Source organism: Streptomyces sp. NPDC015171 (genome assembly GCF_043079545.1).
Classification (GTDB): Bacteria; Actinomycetota; Actinomycetes; order Streptomycetales; family Streptomycetaceae; genus Streptomyces.
On sequence record NZ_JBIBUO010000008.1, the window covers coordinates 390,645 to 412,117 of the forward strand.

Below are 21,473 nucleotides of genomic sequence, written 5' to 3' on the forward strand. Positions count from 1 at the left end.
GCAGACGCCCTCGGCACCCGGCGCCTGGCGTCCGGGTGCACGGGTGCCGACGTGTTCAGGCCTCGGACGGGAAGCGTTCCCAGACCCGGTGAGTGCCGAGCAATTCAACGAGGTGACGCAGGGCGTCGGCGGCACCGTCAGCGGTGACGACGCCGGGGGCGTCGAGCGGAATGCCGGCCGCTTCCAGTGCGGCCTCGCCGCCCTCCGTCGCGCCGATGGCCTTGCCGTGCCGGAACGCCTCCGCCAGCAGCAGTCCTACCCGCGGGTCAAGCGCCGCTTGCCCGGAGGCGGGGAGCGCGGCTTTGGCGTCGCGGGCACCAGAGGTGTCGGCGCCGGCTCCGGGGGCGCCCGCCACCAGGATGGCGTCGAACTCCACGGAGCGTGCGGTGGCGTAGGTCCGCTGGACGGCCAGTGCCCGCCCGCCCTCGCCGAGCGTGCCGGCGGCGGGCGCGATGACGAGCGGGACCATGCGGCTATTGAGTACCTCCTGGCGTACGGCTTCCACGCCCTCGAGGTCCCCGTCGGGGCCCGTGATGATTCCGATGTTCCGCCCGTCGGTGGGCCAGGTACGTCCTACCTGGGAGAGGGCAGGGCTGGGCGCGACGTCGGCCAAGGGCACGGTGGGGTCGGGCGCGGGCAGGCCGAGGCCGGCGGCGACACCGGAGCACAGCTTGGGATCGATGTTGGCAAGCACCTGCAAGGCCCGCTCGCGGATCGTCTGTTCGTAGCATTTGGCCAGCTCGAAGGTGTAGGCGCCGATGATGTGGTCGCGCTCCACGGGGCTCATGCTGAGCCAGAACCGTCGCGGTTGGCTGAAGTGGTCGGCGAACGTCTCGGGTGCCTCGCGGACCTTCGTCGCCTCCGGCACTCGGACGGGTGCCTCGATGTACGCCCCCTGGTCCGGGCCGGCCGTGAAGGGACAACCGCCGTCGAGGGAGTTGGGGCGGTACGGGGCCACGCCGCGATGCACGGCCGTCTGGTGCATGCCGTCGCGCAGCATGTCGTTGACGGGGGCGTGGGGCCGGTTGATGGGCAGCTGCGGGAAGTTGGGGCCGCCCAGGCGGGTGATCTGGGTGTCCAGATAGGAGAAGAGCCGGCCCGCCAGCAGGGGGTCGTCGGTGATGTCGATGCCGGGGACGAGATGGCCGACATGGAACGCGACCTGCTCGGTCTCGGCGAAGAAGTTGGAGGGGTTCCGGTCCAGGGTGAGCAGCCCGATCGGTTGTACGGGGGCGAGCTCCTCGGGAACGATGTTCGTCGGGTCGAGGAGGTCGATGCCTTCGAAGGTCTGGTCGGGGGTGTCGGGGAAGGTCTGGATGCCGAACTCCCATTCGGGGTAGGCGCCGGACTCGATGGCGTCGGCCAGGTCGCGGCGGTGGAAGTCCGGGTCGACCCCGCTCGCGATCTGGGCCTCCTCCCACACCAGGGAGTGCACGCCCAGCTTCGGCTTCCAGTGGAACTTCACCAGCGTGGTGCCGCCGTCGGCGTCGACCAGACGGAAGGTGTGGACACCGAAACCTTCCATGGTCCGGTACGAGCGGGGGATGCCCCGGTCGGACATGTTCCACAAGGTGTGGTGAGTGGCCTCGGTGTGCAGGGTGACGAAGTCCCAGAAGGTGTCGTGCGCACTCTGGGCCTGGGGGATCTCGCGGTCGGGGTGCGGTTTGCCGGCGTGGATGACGTCCGGGAACTTGATCGCGTCCTGGATGAAGAAGACCGGGATGTTGTTGCCGACCAGGTCGAAGACGCCCTCGCTGGTGTAGAACTTGGTCGCGAAACCACGGGTGTCCCGGACCGTGTCGGCGGAGCCGCGGGAGCCCAGCACGGTGGAGAAGCGCACGAAGACGGGTGTTTCGACGTCCTCGGCGAGGAAGGCGGCCTTGGTCACGTTCGCCGCCGTGCCGTAGCTGCGGAACACCCCGTGTGCCGCGGCGCCGCGGGCGTGGACCACGCGCTCGGGGATGCGCTCGTGGTCGAAGTGCATGACCTTTTCCCGCAGGTGATGGTCCTGCAGGAGCACGGGTCCGCGGGGGCCGGCCTTGAGGGAGTGGTCGGTGTCGTACAGGCGGGTGCCCTGCGCGTTGGTCAGATAGCTGCCGCTCTGCGCCATCCGGGCTTGGTCCGCGCCGGTGGGCTGGCCGGTCGGCGAGACGGTGGCCGGCCCTGTCTGGTCAGGTTTCGCGGGCAGCGGATCCCGGTACTGGGTCGGTTCCGCCAGTGACGGTGTCTCGGCGCCCGGCTTGCCGGGGATGGCCTCCTGCGGAGCCGGGCCGTCGTTCTGAAGGGCGTCCACTGCTTTGCCCACAGCTCGCTTCAGCGGGTTCGTTTCGCTCATCTGCACAGTCCTTCGCTGGTCACCTAGGGCGAGCCCGGAACGCAGGGGAGGGTAGGGGGAGAGGCCATACGGTGCGTGATCGTTCGGCACGGCACACGACTGGCGCGAACGGCACGACCAAGAGTTCGGAGCGGAGAGCGCGGCCCTCTCCGCATCGCACCGCCAACATAGACGCTGTCACTCGCCCCCGCAGGTCGAAGGGCGGACGGCTGTGCGCTCCATGGCCGGGACGGGGCAGTACCCACCGGTGGCCGGGCCGGTGCGCCGCTGCTGAGCGGGGGTCTACGAGCCTGCCCCCCCGGCTCACTCTGTCCGCCAGCCGGCCGTCCGCCTCTCCCGGGCCGCCGAGCTGGAGCAGTTGTTCACCGTTCGACGGCAACGCTGCCTCACCCATCTCGATGTCTACAAGTCCTACCTCGACCAGCGAGGCAGAGGAACAGCAGCCTGGTGAGCGCCTCGACTGCACTGCTGGCGGCCGCCGGCCTGAGCTGCAACATCGAGGCGGTTCTGACCCGACCGGCCGAGGCCGGCGAGGTGTGCCTCTTCGAACCCGACAACGGCACCATGTCCCAGGGCCTCCCCGCCAAGGAGGCATAGGACTACCGAGGCGCAGAGCACCGCGTCTAGGAAGGAGCAGGTTCTCCTCCTTGCCGCTGCGCCGGCTCCCGCGCCGCGAGCCCTGGTACTGACTCAAGGGCATGTCATGAAGGGGCTTGGTGCGGGTCTCGGGGGCCGGCGGCGCGAGCACCGTTGATCAAGGCGATCGGGCTTCGTACCATCTTCTGATGGGACATACGGACCTTCCTACGCTTGAACTCGCCTTTCCTGGTCCTGAACGCGACCGTGGTGTGGCGGCGATCCTGAGCGGTCAGAAGACCGCGCTCACGGGCCTCCTGGAGATCTATGAGCACGCCGGAGAGGCGGTGCCGCAGACCGGTCAGCGCTTCTCGGTGCTCGATTCCGAGGGTCGTCCGACCGTCACGATCGAGCTCATTGACGTACGGGTCGTTCCCATGAAGGAGATCGACGACGACTTCGCACGCGCCGAGGGGCGCGGCTACGCCGACGTTGCACAGTGGCGGAGGGCCCACGAAGAGTTCTTCCGGAGCGATGGCGTGTGCGAGTTCCTGGGGCGCACCCCCGTCATTGACGATGCCACTCTCGTCGTCGCCGAACGCTTTCGAGTGGTGGCCGAGCCCGACGGCCCGGGTAGTCCGTGACCCGCGTCCGACCCGAAGAGTCCCCGATGAGTCCCCGGAGGATCAGCCGGAGCCGGGAAGAGCGCTGGTCGCCTTGTGATGGAGGGCGAGCTTGTCATACCGCGTGGCCACGGCCCGATGGCGTTTCAGCCGGTTGATCCCGCACTTCACCGCGTGGCGCCCTTCGTAGTCGGCCTTGTCGAACCTGGGTGGTCTGCTCTCGCTTGTGCCGGGGCGTGCGCCTGAGCAGGCCCCGGTGAAACCGCTGATGGCTGGGCGGAGCCGGCTCGGATGCACCCAGATGCCCGCGGCGGACGTGCGTGGACGGCCAGGTTCCGGTGGTATGGCAGTGCACTGAAATCCGACGCCGAATCACCGGCGGGGCGCGGAACACTGGAGGTCCACAGGAGTATCAGCGACCCCACGGGCAAAGGCGGCGACGGTTTCGTGGCCAGCAACACCGCGACCTCGTACGCCGGTGGTGGGGGCCGTGGTGCGGCGGGTTCCGCCGATATGGTGGACGGCCCGGTGGGGGGCGGTGTGCGGGTGGGGTGTGCCCCGGATGCCGCCCCCACCGGGTGGTCAGGCGTCCACTCCGTAGTACTGCGCGAGGAAGCCGGTCACGTCGGCTGTGTGCGGCAGCAGGTCGGGCATGTGGGCGGCGAGGGCGGAGCGGGTGGCCTCGGCCAGTTCGGGCAGGCTGGTGGCGGCGCCCTTCACGTACGGGTCGAGGCGGCGGATGAGTTCGTAGTTGCTCTCCACGTCGATCTGGCGCATGGCCTTCTCCAGCGGCGGCGCACCGGCCGGCGGGACGGCGGGCAGGACGCGGCTGACGAAGGTGACGCGGTGCAGTACCCGCCAGCACGGGGGTTTGCGGTCTGCCTGGCGGGCCTGGCGCAGGGCGGCCGCGTTGGGGTCGTTGCCGTTGGCGAGCCAGACGGGATCGACGACCTTGTGGAAGAAGGTGTCGAAGTGCTCGCTGTCCTCGCCGAGGTAGAAGCTGAGGAAGCGGTAGGCGTCGACCTTTCCGGGGACCCTGACGGGTTGTCTGTCCTGGTCGAAGACGGGCTTGCGGTCCTGGTCGTAGCGCTGGAGGTTGGTGGCGGGGGCGACCTCGACGTCCAGTCCGAACGAGCCGGTGGCCTCCTTGCCGCGGGCCCGGGTGGCGGTCATGCCGCCGCCGGCCGAGGCGTCCAGCTGGGCGCCGATGCCGATGCCGGCGATCTGGAAGGAGGTGCCGAGCGAGGTGCCGACCGAACCGGACAGCGAGTAGGAGCCGGCGGTGGTCTCGCTGACCACGTCGGTGGTCTCGGTGGTCTCGGCGAAGAAGCCGCCGGCGGCCGTCCAGACGTAGGTGTTGACCAGGTCGCGGCGGGAGAAGCCCTGACCGGTGGCGCTGTCCGTGGTCTCCCGCTGCCGCGCGGGAACTGCCTCGGTGCCGAGCGCGCCGCCGAGCACCCGGCCGGCCCGCTGAGCGGTGGGGTCGGGGGCATGGGTCTCGGTGGAGACGGTGTCCTAGAAGCTGTGCAGGCGCTGCCGGTCGCGCTGGATGCGGCGCTTGAGCGCGTACGCCTCGCGGGGCTTGAAGTAGCTGTACTCGCCGCGGTCACGGGCGCCCTGGTAGTCGGGGACGGCGACCGTCCCGCGCTGGTCGAAGCCGACGGTGCCGTCCAGGGTGCCCTGCTTGGTGTAGCGGGGGTTGATCGGGAACGGGATGACGTTCCAGTCCTTGGGGATGTCCGGGTTGGGCTGGATGCGGTACGCCACCAGGGCCCCGCTGTGTGCCAGGCGCAGGGCGAACACGTCGGCGGTCTGCGACTGAACGACGGCGAAGCCGGTGTTGGCCGGGACGTAGCGGCGTCCGGTGGCGGGGTTGAGGAGTCTGGCCGGGTCCTCCCAGTTGCCGGTGAGGACGACCTTGGTGGTGCGGGCGGTGTTCTCGCCCTGGGAGACGGCGGTCTCCTCGGCCCAGCTGTTGGAGAACTCCAGGTTCCCGCGCACGCTCGCGGAGACGCCGCCCTTGGCGATGGCCTTGGCGATGGCCTTGGCGATGCCGAAACCGAGCGGGGCCGTGATCATCCAGACGTCGACATCGACCTCGTTGGAGAGCGCGAAGCCGAAGGCGGCGTCCACGCTGCGCTCCTTGGCGCAGGAGAGCGAGCGGACCACCTCTTCGGCCTCGGTGAGCTGGACACTGGAGGCGCCTTCGAAGGTGCCGCTGCTCGGGTCGGTGAGCCCGGCGGTGAGGTTCTCCGAGGGGACGGGCGGGGCGCCCTCCACATAGCCGACGAGTTGCGGGTCGAACTGGATCTGGCTGACCCACTCGCTGGCGAGCTCGCCGACCTTGTAACCGGTGACCAAGTGCCAGCGCCCGTCGCGCAGGTAGCTGTAGGCGCGCTTGAGGACGCCGAACGCCTCGCCGCGGGCGCCGTACCGCATGTCGGCGTACTCGGCGACCGCCGGGGCCGCTGTCGTCCATCGCGAACGCCACCGTGCTGCCTTGATGCCGCACGGTCGTGGTGTGCAGGTAGGCACGGTCGCTGTAGACCTTCGCCAGATGCTGAATCTCCGTCAACCCTGTGGCCTCACAGGTCAGTGGCGCCGCGCACCCGACGCCCGCGATCATTACCGAGCGTGGCGAAACTCTCGCTGAATGTGACGGACGGCCAGATGCTTTTCCGTCAGCGAAAGCCCGGCACACACTGCACAGGTCGGTCGGCGACTGGGTCCGACCGCAAACGACCGGTCGCGATTGATCCGTACACACTGCTTGAGGGGGAGACCCGCGGCGTGCGCGCCCTTGATGTGCGTCCCGTCAGCCCGCACATCCCCATGACGGGTTCCGCGCGGGCCGGGAGAGGGCGGAGTCCGCGGACCAGGTGGTGACGTCGACCGAGGAGAACCCTGCGGGTGTCTCCCGGTCGGCTCGTTCGTCCTGCGGCGGAGCGGCGTACTTACGACCGTGACGCGCAGGTCGCCGCGTCGCAGCGGCTCCAGGATCCCTCCGCGGCGGGCTTCCAGCGGCCCTCGGTGAGCCGCACGCCCGTAGGATCTCGGCCCGGATTGCCGACGCCCCGGTCGGCACAGCGCACGCAAGTTGCCCGAGCGGTGGAGATCGCACTGCCGGGCGCAGCGCGAGGTGCACTCTGGACACCGGCCCTGAGCCGTGACTATTTCATGAGCGAGTCTGCGTTGACGGTCCGTGTCGTGCCGTCGTCGAGGGTGAGGGTGAGGGTGCCGGTCAACGCGTTGTCGGAGTCGCTGTCCGGCCACCAGGCGGTCCACCGGCCGTAGTACAGCGAGCGGATGTGCCGCACGGTGGCGTGGACGGTGCGCCCGTGGTCGCGCACGGTGATCTCCTTCACGCCGGAGCCCATGGAGCCGACTGCGTAGTGAAACCGAGCCGCGCCGCTGCCCCGGGCGCCCTGCGCGTCCACGGTGATGCCGTCCGCAGGTACCTCGACCGCCGGACCGATGGCCACCGCGACGCCGGAGCCGTCCGAACCGGCCAGGCAGTAGGCCGTGTGGCTGTACCGCGTGACGATCATGGATGCGATGCTTCCGCGGATGTCCACGTTGGTGAGATCGCCGCCCCCTCCTTCCCCGGGCGCCCACTCCCACTTGTCGAGGCACCAGCCCAGAGCGGCGTGACCGGTCCCGTCGGCATCGTTCAAGTCGCCGGCGGTGCCGGTCCAGGTCGCCACTTCCGGTGCCGTCAGCGGTCCGGAGCCTTCCTGCCCGGGCGGATCGGCCGGCACGACCAACAGGGCGGCGCTCGCGGCGAGGGCGCCGGCCATCGTGAACGCAACGCGTCGCACGAGCGGGCGGCGGAACGCGGCGGCGATCGAGCGACCGGGCTGCTCGGTGTCGCTCAGAACGGTCTGCAGCAGCCGCTCCTTGCGGTCCACTTCGGCGGCGGAGAGTTCGGTGCGCGGCGCGGCGTCGGACTCCGCGAGGCGGAGGAGCAGTTCGTGCTTCATGAGGGCTCCTGTCAGTTCGTCAGGGAGAAGGCGGGCGAGGCGGGCGCGGCGGGGTTGAGGAGACGGGCAAGGCGCCGCTTGGCGCGGGTCAGGCGCATGGCGTAAGCGGCGCGGGTGCAGCCGAGTACGGCAGCGGCGTCCCGGGCGTCCAGGCCCTCCCAGACGTGCAGCGCGAGGACTTCCTGGTCGACCGGGATGAGGGACTGCCAGGCGGCGACGAGGTCTATACGGCTGTCCACCTGGTCCGTCGTCTCGCCAGCCGTTCCGTGGCAACCGGCAGACGCGGCTTGCTGGATGTGCACCACGAGTGCGGACTGCCGGCGCATGCCGCGGTCCGCGTTCAGCATCACGTTGCGTGCCGTGCCGAACAGCCACGGGCGTGGGTTCTCGGGAAGCTCACGTCGACGGCGCCACGCAGCGAGGAACGTCTCTCCCACGATGTCGTCGACGTTCATCGGGTGGGCACGACGGCGCACGAACCGCAGTACGTCCTCGTAGTGAGCCCGGTACACGTCCGTGAACTGGGCTTCGGTGTCGATGGGCATGGCTTCCTTCCGTAGCGCCTGCCGTTACATGTCCGTCACCGGCACAAATACAACAGGGCTGACCGGCTGTTCTCTGCCCGCTCGGGTGGTCGGTGGATTCGAGCAGGGTCTGGTTGGGATCGGACGGTGCGGATGTGTGGGAGAGGGGCTTCTTGGTGGCTCGCGGATGTCGTGTCCAGCGAAGGGGAGGAGGCCCTGCTGTCGAAGCTTCGTGTGGTCGCGGTTACCGGGTCCTACCGGTGAACTGTCCGACCAGTCGGGCATCGACGGAGCCGTTCTGGGGCTTCAACGCGACCCTCGACAGCCACGCGTCGCAGCCCGGACGCCCCGGCCAACAGCGTGCTCCTGCGACTGGTCGGCTTCAGGTACACGGCGGAGATTCCCAGCGAGGAGCGAGGTGGCACCGTGACGTTCGAACAGCTCGACACCGACGTCGCTCCGAAGTCCCGCTTGACGCTGATCGAGAAGTTCCCGCCCAAGTACGACTGCTCCCTGTACCTGGACCGCTCCCTGACGATCGAACGGCCCGGCAGCAAGCCGCTCATGTTGATCCCGAAGGACGGGGCGCCGATGCTGATCGGCAAGCTCACCCAGTACCCCCCCCCGAGGGGGGCATGTTCCGGCTCCAGCACCCGGTCGAGTTCATCGACCCGGACAAGCCCGACGACATCGCCGCCGTGCCCGAGAAGCTCCCGGCGAAGGTCGGCGGCCTGCAGTCCCCGGACACGCGAAAGGCAGGGGCCAGGCCGGTCGGATCTGGCCCCTGCATCACCCGAACTCCGGCAGTCCCGTCCAGTGCCCACCAGCCGGGCTCGACCGGAGGAACGGAGCGGCGTCCGGCCAGGGTTGGCGAGACATGGGTCTCGCGCAACGGGTCGATGGGTCGATGAGATCGGAGAACCGTTCCTCCCGGCGGACCCGGGCGGACCCGAGAGGACAGACGCCGGTGCGGGGTGCGGGGCGCGGGATCAGCCTTTCCGGGACGAGCTGGTAGTACGCCTGGCTGAGCGTGCAGCCGCCGACCCGGTCGTAGCCGGTGGCGATGTCGGCCGAACGGGTCACGATGCTCGGCCGCTGGAGTCCGGGCACACATGTACCCATCGGGTCAGGGGCGGCTGCCTCCCGAATTCGGGCTCTGGCTCAACTTCCGTGCAGCGGCCACTCTGAGTGACGTCCGGGCGTCTCTGGACAGCGTCGGAAGTCGCCCGCAAATTAGCCGCCACTAGGGTGGCTGGGCTGAAAGTCCGGGCCGTGGAAGAAGTCGTGCTCCGGCTGAAGGAGCTGTTGTTCCCCTCGGTCGCGGACATCGAGGTGCTGTCGGTAGACGTGAATATCGAGGTAGTGCGCGTTGACGTGCAGTGCACGAGGGTCGGTGCCGCCTGCCCGGGGTGCGGAGCCTGGTCGACCCGGGTGCACAGCTCCTACCTGAGGTTTCCTGCTGACGTACCGAGCGCCGGACGAAGGGTCGTGCTCCGGTTACGGGTTCGGCGGTTCCGCTGCCGCGACACTGTGTGCGCTCGGCGGACCTTCGTGGAACAGATACCCGGCCTCACCCGCAGGTACGGTCAGCGCACCGAGCGGCTGCGCTCCGCTCTGGCCGCGGTCGGTCTTGCCCTGGCCGGACGAGCCGGCGCCCGGCTGGCCGCCGTCCTCGGCATGTCCGTCAGCCGGAGCACGGTAATGCGCCTGGTCGATGCCCTGCCCGAGCCGGAGGTGCCCGCGCCGCGGGTGGTCGGCGTCGATGAGTACGCCACCCGCAAGGGCCGCCACTACGGCACCGTGCTGGTGGACGTCGAAACCCGTCGGCCGATCGATCTGCTACCGGACCGGGAGGCATCAAGTCTGGCCGCCTGGCTAGCCCAGCGACCTGGTGTCGAGGTCGTCTGCCGGGACCGCGCACCGTTCTTCGCCGAAGGCGCCGCTGCCGGAGCACCGCAGGCGGTGCAGGTCGCCGACAGGTGGCATCTCTGGCATAACCTGAGCGAGGCCGCCGAGCGGAGTGTCGCCCAGCACCGCCGCTGCCTGCGTGTCCTGAGGCCCGCAGCGCCTCAGCCCGACCCCGAGACCGCCCCCGCACCGGCCCCGGACCCGTCCGCGTCGCCATGGCCAACAGGTCACCGCTTCGCCGACCGAACCCGGGCCCGGCACGCAGCCGTCCACGCCCTGCTGGAGGCAGGACACAGCCTGCGCTCGGTCCAGCGGCAGCTCGGCATGGCCTGGCACACCGTCAAACGGTTCGCCGACGCCGCGAAGCCGGAAGACCTGTTCACCGGCCAGTGGCAAAACCGGTCCTCGGTCCTCGACGACTACAAGCCCTACCTGGATGACCGCTGGAACGAGGGCTCCACCAACGCGTGGAAGCTGTGGGAGGAGATCGTGCCGCTCGGCTACAAGGGCAGTTACCAGCGCGTTCGCGCCTACCTGCGCGAGAAGCGCACCTCACCACGACCGGTGACCGTCCGGCCACCCTCACCCCGCGCCGTCGCCGGATGGATCCTCCGACACCCGGACACCCTCGCCGAGCCCGAGCAGCTCCAGCTCAAGGCCGTCCGGACCAACTGCCCCGAACTCGACGCTCTCACCCGCCACGTCCGGTCCTTCGCAGTCATGCTCACCGAGCGCCAGGGCGAGCGCCTCCCGGGCTGGCTCGACGCTGTCCGGCAGGACGACCTGCCGAGCCTCCACACCCTCGCCGCCGGCATCGACCGAGACCGCGACGCCGTCATCGCCGGTCTCACCCTGCCCTGGAACTCAGGTGTCATCGAAGGACATGTCAACCGGATCAAGATGCTCAAGCGCCAGATGTTCGGTCGCGCAGGGTTCCAGCTCCTCCGGAAGAGGGTCCTGTTGTCGTGACGAGCAGCTGTGATCCCACGACTGTGATGTGTGCGTATCACTCCGGGGCCCATATGATCGTCGGGCTTGATCGCTTGCCGTAGAGGGGGGAACGTGATGCGCGCCAAAGGGACAGTTCAGGACCTATGCGCGATTGGGGCAATTTCGTTCCTTTTCGGGTGCACGACCGGGACCGGCGCTGAACAGCACAGCCCCACCCAGAGCGATGCGCCTTCGTCTCAAGTCGTCAGAGCCCTGGGCGAAGATCAAGTACAAGCGGTGTTACCGGACTCGGGCGACGTGCCCCCGGGTTGGGAGAAATCTGGCACGCTCCGTCTCCACGGCGCCAACCCCGAAGACGGCGGTACCTTGGCTTACGGCACCCAGGGTTACGCTGCGACTGACCTCGAAGGCACTGTTGGATTCGGTCTCCAATCTTTCCGGACCCGGTCTCAGGCCATCGGCCGGTACACGGAGAGCAAGTCTCAGATGGCAAGCGCCCAAGTTGGGCCCGCGCAGATCCCGGACGTCGACGCTGCGTTCACGGCCTCCTACTGCATCGGCAAGATCCATTGCAGCACTTCGATCACCCTCCGCCTGGGCTCAGTTTTTGCCTACGTGAACATCAACACAGACGGTCCAGCCGCAGCCGATCCCAAGGTTCTTAACTCTGTCACCCGCATGTTTGCCCAGCGCATCCGACAGGCCCAGCAGGGGCAGCCGCCATCGGCAAAGGCAACATGAAACGGCAGGCATCTAACTCTTCGCATTCGTTGCACGGAAGTTGAGCCAGAGCCCGAATTCGTGAACATCGACGGGGCACCTGCCGCGCTCATCGACAAACGACTCCCTTTCTCGCGTACAAGGCCACCCTCCCAGGGTCCATCGCGAAGCGCCGGGCCCCATTCCGCTCCATATGCGGCGAAGATCAGCGGATGTGGGGAAGCGCCTTGTCGGTGTGGGCGGCCTCGACGTAGCGGACCGCGGTTACGGGGCGGATGCCGAAGGGGAACACCAGGTATCCCGGGTCGGCGGTCTGCCGGGCCGCGTCCAACACGCCGTTTTGCTCCACATCTGGAGCGCCGCCCGGTGACTGGAGCCGACCGCTACCCCTGCCATTAGCGGAACGGGGCGAGCCGGCCGGTGCCCGGCCCATGAGGGCTTCAGTTCGGGCGCTCCTGACGTGACGTGAGTTGATGGCTGGATTGGTGGATGCACCCTTCCCGGCTCCTCGGCCAAGCGGTACTCCTTGCCGGGATGCAGGGCGGCCTCAGCCAGGGAAGGGACACTGCGATGGCTCATGCGCGGCACCACGGCCAAGGAAACCTGGAAAGCGCCGCACCGGGAGATTCGGCCGCCGGCGGCCAGACGGACCAGAACCAGAAGGAGATGACGTCATTCGACGAGGTGTACAACCAGCCGGACCCGAGGCACTTCTTCCGCCAGCTGGGCCGCTGGGACTATCAGACACCTCACCATGCGCAATAGGTGTTCCGACGCATGGCCGCCGCCCGCGCCACCGCCCCGGTCCCTGTGCTGGACGTCTGCTGCTCGTACGGGATCAACGCGGTCCTTCTCAACCACGACCTCACCCTGGAGGACCTGTATGCCCACTACACGTCCCTGCAGGCCGCAGCGCTCACGACAGCGGAGCTGATCGAGTGGGACCGTGCCTATTACGCGGCCCATCGACGTCCCGACGGGCACCGGGTGATCGGGCTCGACATCGCTGCGAACGCCATCTCCTACGCTCTCGCCGTCGGTCTGCTGGACGAGGGCTTCGCCGAGAACCTCGAAGCGGCTCCGCCCACCCCCGCTCTCCTGCGCGCAGTGCAGCCGATCCTTCTGGTCACGGTCACGGGTGGAGCGAGCTTCCTGTCCCCGCGCACCTTTCAACCGCTCCTCGCCGCCGCTCGCGAACAGGTGTGGCTCGCGGCGTTCGTTCTGCGTACCGGTTCCTACCGCCCCGCCAGCACACGGGCCCGATCGGAACAGACCGCAGCGGGCTGATCAACCACTTCAACGCCTGGCCGGCAACCGCTGAAGACAGGCCAAGCCGACGTCACGCGAGCGGGACACGATCTGGGGCCAAGGGCCCGGCGTCCAGATGAGCTGCGATGCGCGTGATGGTCCCGGGCGTTGTCCTCGAAGAGGTGTGCTTGCATGCCTGCCGCCCGGGCGGCCTCGACGTTGACCTCGACATCGTCGATGAACAGGCAGTTTTCCGGCCGCACGTGCAAGCTGGCGCATGCGGCCTCGAAGGCACGCAGGTCGGGCTTCTCGATGCCGATCTCGTGGGAGTAGACGATCTGCTCAACCACTTCGTCGAAGTGATACAGCGTCGTCTCTCGCTCGCGGGCGCCGACGAAGCTGTTGCTCAGGATGCCCAGCCTGCAGCGTCCCTGCAGCCCCCGCACATAGTCGATGAGGTCCTCGTTCGGCGTTCCCAGATACTCCGCCCAGAGATCAGCCATGAAGGCTTCACTCTGGGGAGCGTCGAGACCCAAACGGACCGCCACCTGCTCGTGCACCTCTCGCTCGCTGATGCTCCCGACGCTCCCAGCCCGCCACACGTCGCGCATCCGCTCATGGACAGTGCCCAGTGGCAGCTCCAGCCGCTCTTCCCACCGTTGCACCCATCCAGTTTCCGGCGTGATCTCCAGCACGCCGCCGATGTCGAGAATGACGCAGGTCGCGGTCACGCGAACTCCCCCTCTTCGTCCTTGACCAGCGAGCACAGACCGCCCGCTCATGTAATCGACAGAGACACTGTCGTCTCCCCCTCTGGGGCAAGGTCACAAGGAGAACCTCGTGCAGTCGGGACCACACACCGGCCTCGGTCCACTCGGCCAGGCGCCGCCAGCAGGCCATGCCCGACCCAAAGCCCAGTTCCTGCGGCAGGTGCTCCCAGGAGATCCCGGTGTGCAGCACGAACAGGATGCCCTGAAACACCAGCCGGTCCGGATGTCGCGTCCGACGCTCGACCCTGGGCAACAGCGGCTCGATCACCGCCCACAGCTCGTCGTCAACTGCCCACGGCTTCGGCCGAGCCACCCCGCACCCCCAGATCACCGGTCCCGGAGCGATCCAACCACTTCGAAGATTAGTTCGTTAGGAGTTCTAAGGGCTGTCCCGCTACCGCGGACGGACCGGGCGCGAGGGAAGGTCGGTGGGACCTGAGAGACTCTGGTCCGTGCTGATCGAGGGATACGACTTCGGGCCGTTGGTCGAGGGTGAGCGGCTGCTTGAACGCGCCGGGTTCTGGTCCAATCACCTCCTGGCCATGTGCCGGTTCGTCTCGGGCGAGGCCCGGCCGGCACCCGAGTGGTTCGGTGACGACGGCGCGGACACCGACGCCCTGGCCGAGGTTCTTCTGGACGACCAGGCCTGGCCGACGTTCCGCATCCCGTTCGAAGGCGGTCACAGCGCCGTCGTCGTGTACCGGAACCTCGTAGGTGACTTCGGGGTCGACTACCTGCTGACCGGAGCGGGCTGGCTTCGGGCAGAGGAGCTGGCCAGCTTGGACAGCGACTGGTACGGGCCGGGCTTGTCCTGGCGCGACATCATGCACATCGCCGAGACGCCCGACCTGGCCGCCGTCGGCGTGCATGACACCGCGGGCCCGACTCCTGCTCCTGTTGCCGTTGCTCGCCGACGACGAGTTGCCGCTGGCGGCGCCAGCACGCGTGAACGCCGCGCTCACGGCGATCGGAGCACCCGACGACAGTGCCCAGGACACGGCTGACAATCTCCTTGGGAGCAGACGGCCCTGGAGCGGGGCGCCGTGGTGGCGCCGACTCCCCGCTGAGCGGTGGCAGCCACCGGCACGCCGAGCCGGACTCGGACGAACCGACGGTATTGTGGGCGACGGTGCTATCCAGGACGGCTCCGACGCCGTGATCGCACCAGCCACAACAAGATCACAGCATTGGCGTTATCGGGCCCGCGGGCCGGTCCACGGTCAGGACACGGAGGTCACCGCTCCAGCTCTCGCAGCGGACGCTTCCCGATGGGAAGTCCAGCTCAAGCGCCACGTGCCCTGTTGTGGGCTCCCACTCCTGCCGGACGCCGAGCAGAACTTCGCCGAGGTGGGGCGTCAGCGGTGTCTCGTCCCGTACGGGCAGGACGTCGATCCTGCCCCAGTCGCCCATGTCGACGCCGTCATCGGGCCGGGAGGAATCGACCATGAGGCACCAGTCGGTGCCGCTGGCGATGTTGGTTGACCTGCCCCGATCGTCGATCAGCTACATCTCGACTGGGGCATCGCTGGGGCGCCCGTCGTATGTGTGCCAGCACGCCAGGACCTCGACGAGCCGACTGCCGACCAAAGACGAGGGGTCGATGCCGGGTCCGTGCAGCGGGCAGGCGGGGTTCAAGAGCTCCACCAAGGGACCGTACCGCGACCGCCAGCGCCACCTCACCTGCTTAAACGGGACAGCCCTTCGCGAGGGAATAGTGCATGGTCGGAATAACTCCCTCCCGCCAGTAGTCCGGGAACTGGCCCCGGACTGCGCGTTCACCGAGGACGGTCCGGACGGCCGTATCCGCCACAAGCTGCGCGGCAGGGTCTTCAAGGGCCGCAAGCTCACCGGTGAGGAAGCCGAATGGGTCGTGCTCGATGTTGTCCACCAGGCCGTCGCGCTGCTCGCCGCTGTCAACGACGACCCGACCCACCTGTTCGGCCACAAGGGCATGACCAGCAACAGCCTTGTCCTGTTCGGGTCGGTCAACAGGCGCCTGAACGACTTCCGTGACCACCTCAACGAGCTGTTCAGCACCCCGGACACCCCCTACGTGCCGCTTCACATGGCCGCACCGGCGCCAGATAACGACACGTCCGCTCATGACAAATCGCAGGGTGAGGAAGGGGAAGACGAACCTGTTCCGTGGCGGCTGAGCACCCGGCAGTACCGCCGCACCCTGGCCTGGCACATCGCGCACCAGCCGTTCGGCGTTGTCGCGGGGGCCCGGCAGTACCAGCACGCCGAACTCGCCCTTTTCGAAGGTTATGCGGGCACCTCGGCCTCCGGCTTCGCTGCCGAGGTCGCCATCGCCCAGCTGGACTATGTCGAGGACCTCTACCGCGACTGGAACGACGGCCACGGCGCCAGCGGCGGCGCCGCCGGCCGCGTGAACGCCGAGTTCGACCGGATCCGCCGGGAGCTGGGCGATCTGCCGGGCATCATCGCCAGTCCCGCTCGGCTGCGCACCATGCTGCAGCACCTGACGAAGACCCTTCACCCAGGCGTCCTGAACGACTGCTTCTACCAGCCCTCCACCGCTCTGTGCGCGAAGCGGGCCCAGCACACGGGCCGCCTCTTGCCGCTGCTGACCATGTGCCTGACCTGTCCCAACGGCCGCCGATCCAGCGTCCACCTACCCCGTCTGAGCACCGCCCGCGCCCAGGCCCAGCGCCCGCTGGACGCCCCGGCGGGACTGTCCCGCCTCCAGACCGCCGCGCTGACCACCCACATCGCCGAACTCGACCACGCCATCGCAGAACTCCGCACCCCACCGGAAGCCCCGACGCATGAGTGACCCCGCCGCACTGTGGCTGCGGCATGCCCTGGAACACGCCGGCGTTCCTGTACGTCCGGGCGTCGATCAGGCAATCGTGTATGCCTTCGAGCGGATCATGTCCGGAAGTCCCGAGCGCACCAACGGCGGTTTCACCGTCACCGCCCTATGCATTGAGGCTGGTATTTCTCGTGCCACCTGCTACCGCTCGCCTCTGGCCCAGACCCTCACCGGCCTTCTGCAGGCACCGGACACGCCTCGCTCGCAGGACGCACCCTGACCGCCGAGATCACCCGTCTCAAGCGAGCCGATCGTGCCCTGCGCTCCAAGCATGCGGCCGAGCAGCGGGAGATGCGCGCCACCATTGCCGCCTACTCCAACCGCATCGAGGCTCTCAGCCTGCGTAACGCCGAACTCGAAGCGGAAAGTGCCACCCTACGCGAGCACCTCGGCCAGGCCGGTGGCTCGCTCACGTCGCTCTGGTGACAAACCATCGTTGCAGTGGCTGGCCTCAATCCGAGCTGGTTGGTGGGGCGAAGAGGTAGCGATCCATCATGAGTGCCGCGTCGGCAAGAGTCTCCGTGTCCCCCATGGGATCGTCGCGGAAGGCGAGGTCGAGGAGGGTGCTTGCGACCTCGACAGCGAGCCGACCACGTCGGCGTGATTCGTCAGTGTCCGGCATCGCATAGCCGCGGACGAGGGCCCGGTGAACCCGGTCAGCGATCTCCCGATCGGTGTGCTGGGTGTCGGCTCGCAGTGACGCGATGCGCGGTCCGTGGTACCAGATCCGACGGTAGCCGGGCTCTTTGCGGAAGCGGTCCGCGTACGCGGTGATCAGCTTTTCCAACAGGTCCTGTGAGCGTTCAGGGACCGGCTCGGCTGTGACGCGTTCGGCGATCTGCACATCCAGCTGAAGCCAACTGCGCACCAGCGAGGCGACGATCGCCTCTTTGTCGGCGAAGTACCGGTACAGCACGCCGACCGAGACTCCGGCCTCGGCCGCGATCAGCTTGGTGCCCAGATCGTCGTAGGAAGTCGTCTCCAGCAGAGCAGCTGTCACCTCAAGGATGCGGGCGACCTTCTCTCGACTGCGTTGCTGCTGCGGCTCATGCATCTCGGCCATCGAACTCCTTGACACTCCTCCAAAACCTGAACCAGAGTCTAGTTCATGTTTTTGTCCAGAGGCATCAAGCACACGAAGCTCGGGCCGGATTTCCAGCGCGTGTGGGGCTCGGTGACCGTCTCCAGCCTCGGCGACGGGATGCGCTTCGTCGCTTTGCCGCTGCTCGCGGCTCAGCTCACCTCTGATCCTCGCCAGGTCTCCTTCGTCTATGTGGCCGAACAACTGCCCCTGTTGCTGTTCGGCCTCCTCTCGGGCGCCATAGCGGACTGCTTCGACCGTCGCCGCATCCTGTGGGTCGTCGACGCTGCCCGAGCCGTGATCGTCGGGACGCTCGCCGTCGCGGTAGCAGCCGACGCGATGACGGTGCCTCTGCTGGTCGGCATCGGTTTCCTTCTCGGGCTTGGACAGACCCTCTACAACGGAGCCTGGTCAGGCATCGTGCCGACGCTGGTTGCCTCCCCGGAACTGACGCGCGCCAACGCCCGTCTGCAGTCCGGTTCCCTCATCACCGACACCCTCCTCGGCACCCCGCTGGGCGCTTTGCTCTTCGGCGTCTGCGCCACGCTTCCGTTCGCCGTCGATGCGGTGTCGTTCGCAGCTGCTGCCGTACTGGCCCTGACGCTGAGCGGCGACTTCCGTCCACGGCCGCAAACCACACCAAACCCTTGGAGAAGGTTGCTCGACGACACGACTCAGGGGGTGCGCTGGCTCTGGCAGCAGCAGTTGCTCCGTCGCCTCTGCCTGATGTCTGGGATCACCAACGTCGTAGGCGGGGGTCTCATCGCCATTCTGGTGCTCTACGCCCGGCACACTCTGGGCCTGACCAATCTCGGATTCGCCCTTTTGGTCGCCTCCTTCGCGATCGGAGGCGTAGCGGGGGCGATGGCGACCCCTCGCCTGAACGCCCGTTACGGACCCCCTCGAGTTCTGCGGCTGACTGCTGCGATCACTGCAGGTACCGCAGTGGCTGCCGGCGCGGCCTCCTCGGGCCTCATCGCCGGCGCGTGCATCGCTGCGTACGGAGCGGCGAACCTGACATGGAATGTGACCGCAGTGTCCCTCCGCCAGGCACTCGTCCCTGCTTACTTACTGGGACGCGTCGGCATGGCCTACCAGATGGTCATCGGCGGCGGAATCACGCTCGGCGCTGCCCTCGCGGGTCTTGAAGCCGACTTCTTCGGGCTTCGCGCTCCCTTCTACATCGGGGGAGCTCTGCTACTCGCCGCAAGCTTGATCAGCATGCGTCCTGCCAGCAGCGACACTCCAATACCACGTGGCTCAACCGGATCGAGGGTTCATACAGTCCGACGACGCACTGGAGATACACAAGCGACTGAGCCGGAGCGCGACCGATGAACCGCATCGGGAGAGGCGTGCACCCTTGGCGGCCCAGTGCAGCGCAACGGACCATCCGCGACCGCGGGCTACAACGCCGAAACCGGCGAGATAGCCGTCGCTTCGTCCGGCTGCGGATACTGCGCAGAGCGTAACGTCATCAACGCCCTTGGCGGTGATGCGAATCCCGTGATGCTCACGCGGGCCCTCTTCTGGGACCGAGGAGAGGAGATCTGGGATGAGATGCCTATCTGCCGGATCTGTCAGACCTACCTGACTCCAGAGGATGTCGAGCCGGGTGCTTGGTACATGCACCCCGGTGAGTGGGACGACAGATGACGCGTCTGTACGGTGTTCCTGAGCAGCGAGCAGCGAGCAGCGAGCAGAAAGCACGAGAGGTGCAGGCATGACCGTCAGGCCGTCGTTGATCCAGGCTCAGCGTGTGGACTGGGCTTCGTTGCGCTGTGGATGCGGCAATACGGGCACGCATATCCCTGAGACCTTCGCGAGTCTGCTCATGGCCAGTACCCCGCAGGAGTTGGCAGACGCATCCCTGGAAGGTCACGTCCACATTCAGTCGCTCCTTTTTGAAGTGGCGGTGCCGGTGACATCGATGATCGTGGCGGCGCTTGGCGAGGAGACATCGGAGGCGGTGCACATCCGTCTACTCGATGAACTCATTTCCTGCGTCGGAGGAGAGTCTCACTGGAGCGAGGTCGAGGCGGGTGCTCCGGAACTCGAGACCGACTGCCAGATCGCGGCGCGCGAAGGGATCTTGACACTCTATCAGGAGTATGCGACCGGCCGTGCGTCGATGGCTCGGATGATCCTTGACGCGGTGGACACCGACCGCGATCGGTTCGCGTACTTCGACTCCAAGTTGATCGACAGAGTCAGGAAGCGGGCGAAGGGGCGTTGAACTGCAGGTGACAGGTGGCCGAGGACTCCGAACCGTCTTTCCCGGCTTGAGGAGCACGGTTCGCCGACAGCTGTCTTAATGCCGTGGGCGGGCGCCCCCCGGCGTTGCGCGCCGCCTTCATACGGGCATCGCAGGCAGCCTTGGCCTCGGCGGACGTCGTCTTCGTCGTGATGGCGGAAGGTGTTGGCACGTCTGCTGAGACGGCGCAGGCCGTCGGCGATCTCGGCGAGCGCGGCCGCGGCCCGGTCGCGGTGGTTTCCGTCCATCGGGTGCGTGGAGTAGCGGGCCTCGCGGAACAGAGCGGTGAGCGCGGCGGCTGCCCCCGTGGGCAGGCCGCCGGCGACGGCCCGCTCCAGCGTCGCGCCGGTGAACGCGCGCTGCGGCTGGGCATGTTGGCCGTCGTCGCACTGGCCGCCGCACTGGTCACCGGGCGCCCTGGGTACGTGCTCTCGCCGCCGCGCCCCTTGTGCTGCTCGCCCTCGCCCTGCCGAGTGGGCAGTCCGTGAGGCTGGCGATCACGTCCCACCAAGTGGAGTCACTGGTCGAGCTGATTCGGTTCCGGTGAGGGAAGCCGGAGGTCATCCCCAGTCGGTTTGGGGTTGAGAGGTTCGGCCATGGAGGCTTCGGAGAGGTAGCGGCGGTCGAAGACCTGCCGTTCGTCATGGAGCTCGGCCAGGACCGCGGCGGCCAGCCGGTCCAGGGCCGCGGAGTTGGGGAAAACCTGGACAACGTCGGCCCGCCGCTTGATCTCCCGGTTCAGCCGCTCCAGCGGGTTGGTGGACCAGATCTTCTTCCAGTGGGCCGGAGGGCAGTCCGCGAACGCGGTGAGGTCCGTTGCGGCGTCCAGCAGCATGGCCTTGACCCGGGGAAACTGCCGTCCGAGCATGTCAGCCACCACGTCCAGCTGGATGCGGACGGCCTTGGCGGTGGTCTGCGCGAAGATGGTGCGGATGGTCGCCGCCACCATCTCCCCGGGGCCCTTGTCGATCACGCTGAAGACGTCTCGGACGAAGTGAACCCGGCACCTTTGCCAGGCTGCGCCGAGGAAGGCGGTTTGGATGGCGCCCACCAGTCCGCTGTGGCTGTCGGAGATCACCAGCTGGACATTCTCCAGGCCACGGGCCCGCAGCGAGCGCAGGAACTTCGTCCAGAACGGCTTCGACTCACTGTCGCCGACCATCAGCCCGAGGATCTCGCGGTGGCCGGTGGCGGAGACCACGGCCACTGGCGGCCGGTGCGTAGGTCGGGAACGAAGACGTCCAGGATGACGCGGCGAAAGCGTCGGCGCTGGGCGGGGGTGAGGTGCTGGAGGTCGGCGGTGAAGTGGGGGCAGGTCTCGAAGGTGGGCACGGTGGTCTTGGCTTCGTAGGTGAGAACGGAGAGCGTATGTCGCCGGGGTCTGGCAGCGGTTCTTGATCGAGGCGCCCGGCTATGTCGATGAGAACTGGCAGCGCCCAGAGGGCTTGGCTCGGGCGTGTCGGCACGGACGGACATAATGCGGCTGTGGACCTGAGACCGGAGTTGTTGCCCCCGCCCGTGAGTCGGCAGCGGCTGGACGACTTTCGCGGCGCGTCGAGATCCGCCCGCAGCATTGCGTCGATCAACGGCTTGAACGGACCCAGCCGAGTCGCCCTCGGTAGAAGCGGCTTCCGCGGCTCCGGCCAAGCCGACGACAACGTCTTCTG

The 21,473-nt window shown here is 67.9% G+C and carries 21 protein-coding genes and 4 pseudogenes; 13 read left to right on the plus strand and 12 right to left on the minus strand.

The features are described from left to right. Positions 1–55: 55 nt before the first annotated feature. The gene (locus ACF073_RS23830; RefSeq protein WP_392073074.1) at positions 56–2,335 is read right to left on the minus strand and encodes a catalase; all 2,280 of its coding nucleotides are present in this window, start codon (positions 2,333–2,335) and stop codon (positions 56–58) included. Between the two features lie 447 nt (positions 2,336–2,782). Between ACF073_RS23830 and ACF073_RS23835 the strand changes: the two genes are divergently transcribed. Together ACF073_RS23835 and ACF073_RS23840 are read left to right on the plus strand one after the other, a co-directional pair. Next, positions 2,783–2,932 (plus strand): hypothetical protein, encoded by a 150-nt coding sequence (locus tag ACF073_RS23835; RefSeq protein ID WP_392073076.1) that lies wholly within the window; start codon positions 2,783–2,785, stop codon positions 2,930–2,932. Positions 2,933–3,120: 188 nt separating this feature from the next. Next, positions 3,121–3,555: an ASCH domain-containing protein gene (locus tag ACF073_RS23840; protein ID WP_392073078.1), complete on the plus strand. Its 435-nt coding sequence runs from the start codon at positions 3,121–3,123 to the stop codon at positions 3,553–3,555. A gap of 561 nt (positions 3,556–4,116) precedes the next feature. On the opposite strand, the gene ACF073_RS23845 is transcribed toward ACF073_RS23840, so the two are convergent. The 4 genes from ACF073_RS23845 to ACF073_RS23860 all read right to left on the minus strand — a co-directional run bounded on the left by ACF073_RS23845 (position 4,117) and on the right by ACF073_RS23860 (position 8,059). Continuing rightward, entirely contained in the window at positions 4,117–4,992 is an 876-nt protein-coding gene (locus ACF073_RS23845) for a hypothetical protein (RefSeq protein ID WP_392073080.1), read from the minus strand. A 57-nt stretch (positions 4,993–5,049) separates the two neighbouring features. Then, on the minus strand, positions 5,050–5,973 hold the full coding sequence (locus tag ACF073_RS23850) for a hypothetical protein (protein ID WP_392073082.1): 924 nt from the start codon (positions 5,971–5,973) through the stop codon (positions 5,050–5,052). Between the two features lie 731 nt (positions 5,974–6,704). Beyond that, positions 6,705–7,514: a hypothetical protein gene (locus tag ACF073_RS23855; RefSeq protein WP_392073084.1), complete on the minus strand. Its 810-nt coding sequence runs from the start codon at positions 7,512–7,514 to the stop codon at positions 6,705–6,707. A gap of 11 nt (positions 7,515–7,525) precedes the next feature. Continuing rightward, positions 7,526–8,059, minus strand: coding sequence for an RNA polymerase sigma factor (locus tag ACF073_RS23860; protein WP_392073086.1), 534 nt, complete (start codon positions 8,057–8,059; stop codon positions 7,526–7,528). Between the two features lie 1,326 nt (positions 8,060–9,385). On the opposite strand from ACF073_RS23860, the gene ACF073_RS23865 reads away from it, so the two are divergent. Continuing rightward, positions 9,386–10,915 carry an ISL3 family transposase gene (locus ACF073_RS23865; RefSeq protein WP_392073171.1) on the plus strand — a complete coding sequence of 510 codons (1,530 nt, stop codon included), beginning with the start codon at positions 9,386–9,388 and terminating at the stop codon, positions 10,913–10,915. A 468-nt stretch (positions 10,916–11,383) separates the two neighbouring features. Beyond that, complete coding sequence (locus ACF073_RS23870) at positions 11,384–11,638, plus strand: hypothetical protein (RefSeq protein WP_392073088.1); 255 nt, start codon at positions 11,384–11,386, stop codon at positions 11,636–11,638. Positions 11,639–11,822: 184 nt separating this feature from the next. Here ACF073_RS23870 and ACF073_RS23875 read toward each other — a convergent pair whose 3' ends face one another. Further along, positions 11,823–11,951: a hypothetical protein gene (locus ACF073_RS23875; RefSeq protein ID WP_392073089.1), complete on the minus strand. Its 129-nt coding sequence runs from the start codon at positions 11,949–11,951 to the stop codon at positions 11,823–11,825. Positions 11,952–12,187: 236 nt separating this feature from the next. Here ACF073_RS23875 and ACF073_RS23880 point away from each other — a divergent pair, with 236 nt between their 5' ends. Both ACF073_RS23880 and ACF073_RS23885 read left to right on the plus strand, forming a co-directional pair. Beyond that, positions 12,188–12,382: a hypothetical protein gene (locus tag ACF073_RS23880; RefSeq protein ID WP_392073091.1), complete on the plus strand. Its 195-nt coding sequence runs from the start codon at positions 12,188–12,190 to the stop codon at positions 12,380–12,382. A gap of 12 nt (positions 12,383–12,394) precedes the next feature. Next, positions 12,395–12,904 (plus strand): hypothetical protein, encoded by a 510-nt coding sequence (locus tag ACF073_RS23885; protein WP_392073093.1) that lies wholly within the window; start codon positions 12,395–12,397, stop codon positions 12,902–12,904. A gap of 52 nt (positions 12,905–12,956) precedes the next feature. On the opposite strand, the pseudogene ACF073_RS23890 reads toward ACF073_RS23885, so the two are convergent. Both ACF073_RS23890 and ACF073_RS23895 read right to left on the minus strand, forming a co-directional pair. Beyond that, a pseudogene (locus tag ACF073_RS23890) lies at positions 12,957–13,596 on the minus strand (HAD family hydrolase). 88 nt (positions 13,597–13,684) lie between these two features. Further along, positions 13,685–13,948, minus strand: a pseudogene (locus ACF073_RS23895) (transposase); the annotation flags it as partial. A 139-nt stretch (positions 13,949–14,087) separates the two neighbouring features. Here ACF073_RS23895 and ACF073_RS23900 point away from each other — a divergent pair. Then, on the plus strand, positions 14,088–14,639 hold the full coding sequence (locus ACF073_RS23900) for a hypothetical protein (protein WP_392073095.1): 552 nt from the start codon (positions 14,088–14,090) through the stop codon (positions 14,637–14,639). Positions 14,640–14,814: 175 nt separating this feature from the next. On the opposite strand, the gene ACF073_RS23905 is transcribed toward ACF073_RS23900, so the two are convergent. Beyond that, positions 14,815–15,081, minus strand: a complete 267-nt coding sequence (locus ACF073_RS23905) for a hypothetical protein (protein WP_392073097.1) — start codon at positions 15,079–15,081, stop codon at positions 14,815–14,817. Here ACF073_RS23905 and ACF073_RS23910 point away from each other — a divergent pair. The 3 genes from ACF073_RS23910 to ACF073_RS23920 all read left to right on the plus strand — a co-directional run bounded on the left by ACF073_RS23910 (position 15,080) and on the right by ACF073_RS23920 (position 16,897). Continuing rightward, entirely contained in the window at positions 15,080–16,432 is a 1,353-nt protein-coding gene (locus ACF073_RS23910; RefSeq protein ID WP_392073098.1) for a hypothetical protein, read from the plus strand. The genes ACF073_RS23905 and ACF073_RS23910 overlap by 2 nt on opposite strands. Further along, positions 16,425–16,691 (plus strand): hypothetical protein, encoded by a 267-nt coding sequence (locus ACF073_RS23915; RefSeq protein WP_392073100.1) that lies wholly within the window; start codon positions 16,425–16,427, stop codon positions 16,689–16,691. The genes ACF073_RS23910 and ACF073_RS23915 overlap by 8 nt, the downstream gene beginning before the upstream one ends. A gap of 71 nt (positions 16,692–16,762) precedes the next feature. Further along, on the plus strand, positions 16,763–16,897 hold the full coding sequence (locus ACF073_RS23920; protein ID WP_392073102.1) for a hypothetical protein: 135 nt from the start codon (positions 16,763–16,765) through the stop codon (positions 16,895–16,897). A gap of 25 nt (positions 16,898–16,922) precedes the next feature. On the opposite strand, the gene ACF073_RS23925 is transcribed toward ACF073_RS23920, so the two are convergent. Continuing rightward, a complete protein-coding gene (locus ACF073_RS23925; protein ID WP_392073104.1) occupies positions 16,923–17,534 on the minus strand; it encodes a TetR/AcrR family transcriptional regulator in 612 nt (203 codons plus the stop codon). A gap of 45 nt (positions 17,535–17,579) precedes the next feature. Here ACF073_RS23925 and ACF073_RS23930 point away from each other — a divergent pair, with 45 nt between their 5' ends. From ACF073_RS23930 to ACF073_RS23940, 3 genes are all read left to right on the plus strand, one after another. Further along, entirely contained in the window at positions 17,580–18,890 is a 1,311-nt protein-coding gene (locus ACF073_RS23930; protein WP_392073106.1) for an MFS transporter, read from the plus strand. Positions 18,891–18,926: 36 nt separating this feature from the next. Next, positions 18,927–19,208 carry a hypothetical protein gene (locus ACF073_RS23935; protein WP_392073108.1) on the plus strand — a complete coding sequence of 94 codons (282 nt, stop codon included), beginning with the start codon at positions 18,927–18,929 and terminating at the stop codon, positions 19,206–19,208. Between the two features lie 67 nt (positions 19,209–19,275). Beyond that, positions 19,276–19,788, plus strand: coding sequence for a hypothetical protein (locus ACF073_RS23940; RefSeq protein ID WP_392073110.1), 513 nt, complete (start codon positions 19,276–19,278; stop codon positions 19,786–19,788). Between the two features lie 287 nt (positions 19,789–20,075). Here ACF073_RS23940 and ACF073_RS23945 read toward each other — a convergent pair. Together ACF073_RS23945 and ACF073_RS23950 are read right to left on the minus strand one after the other, a co-directional pair. Next, positions 20,076–20,144, minus strand: a pseudogene (locus ACF073_RS23945) (hypothetical protein); the annotation flags it as partial. Positions 20,145–20,323: 179 nt separating this feature from the next. Beyond that, positions 20,324–21,004 (minus strand): annotated as a pseudogene (locus tag ACF073_RS23950) (transposase); the annotation flags it as partial. Between the last annotated feature and the right edge of the window lie 469 nt (positions 21,005–21,473).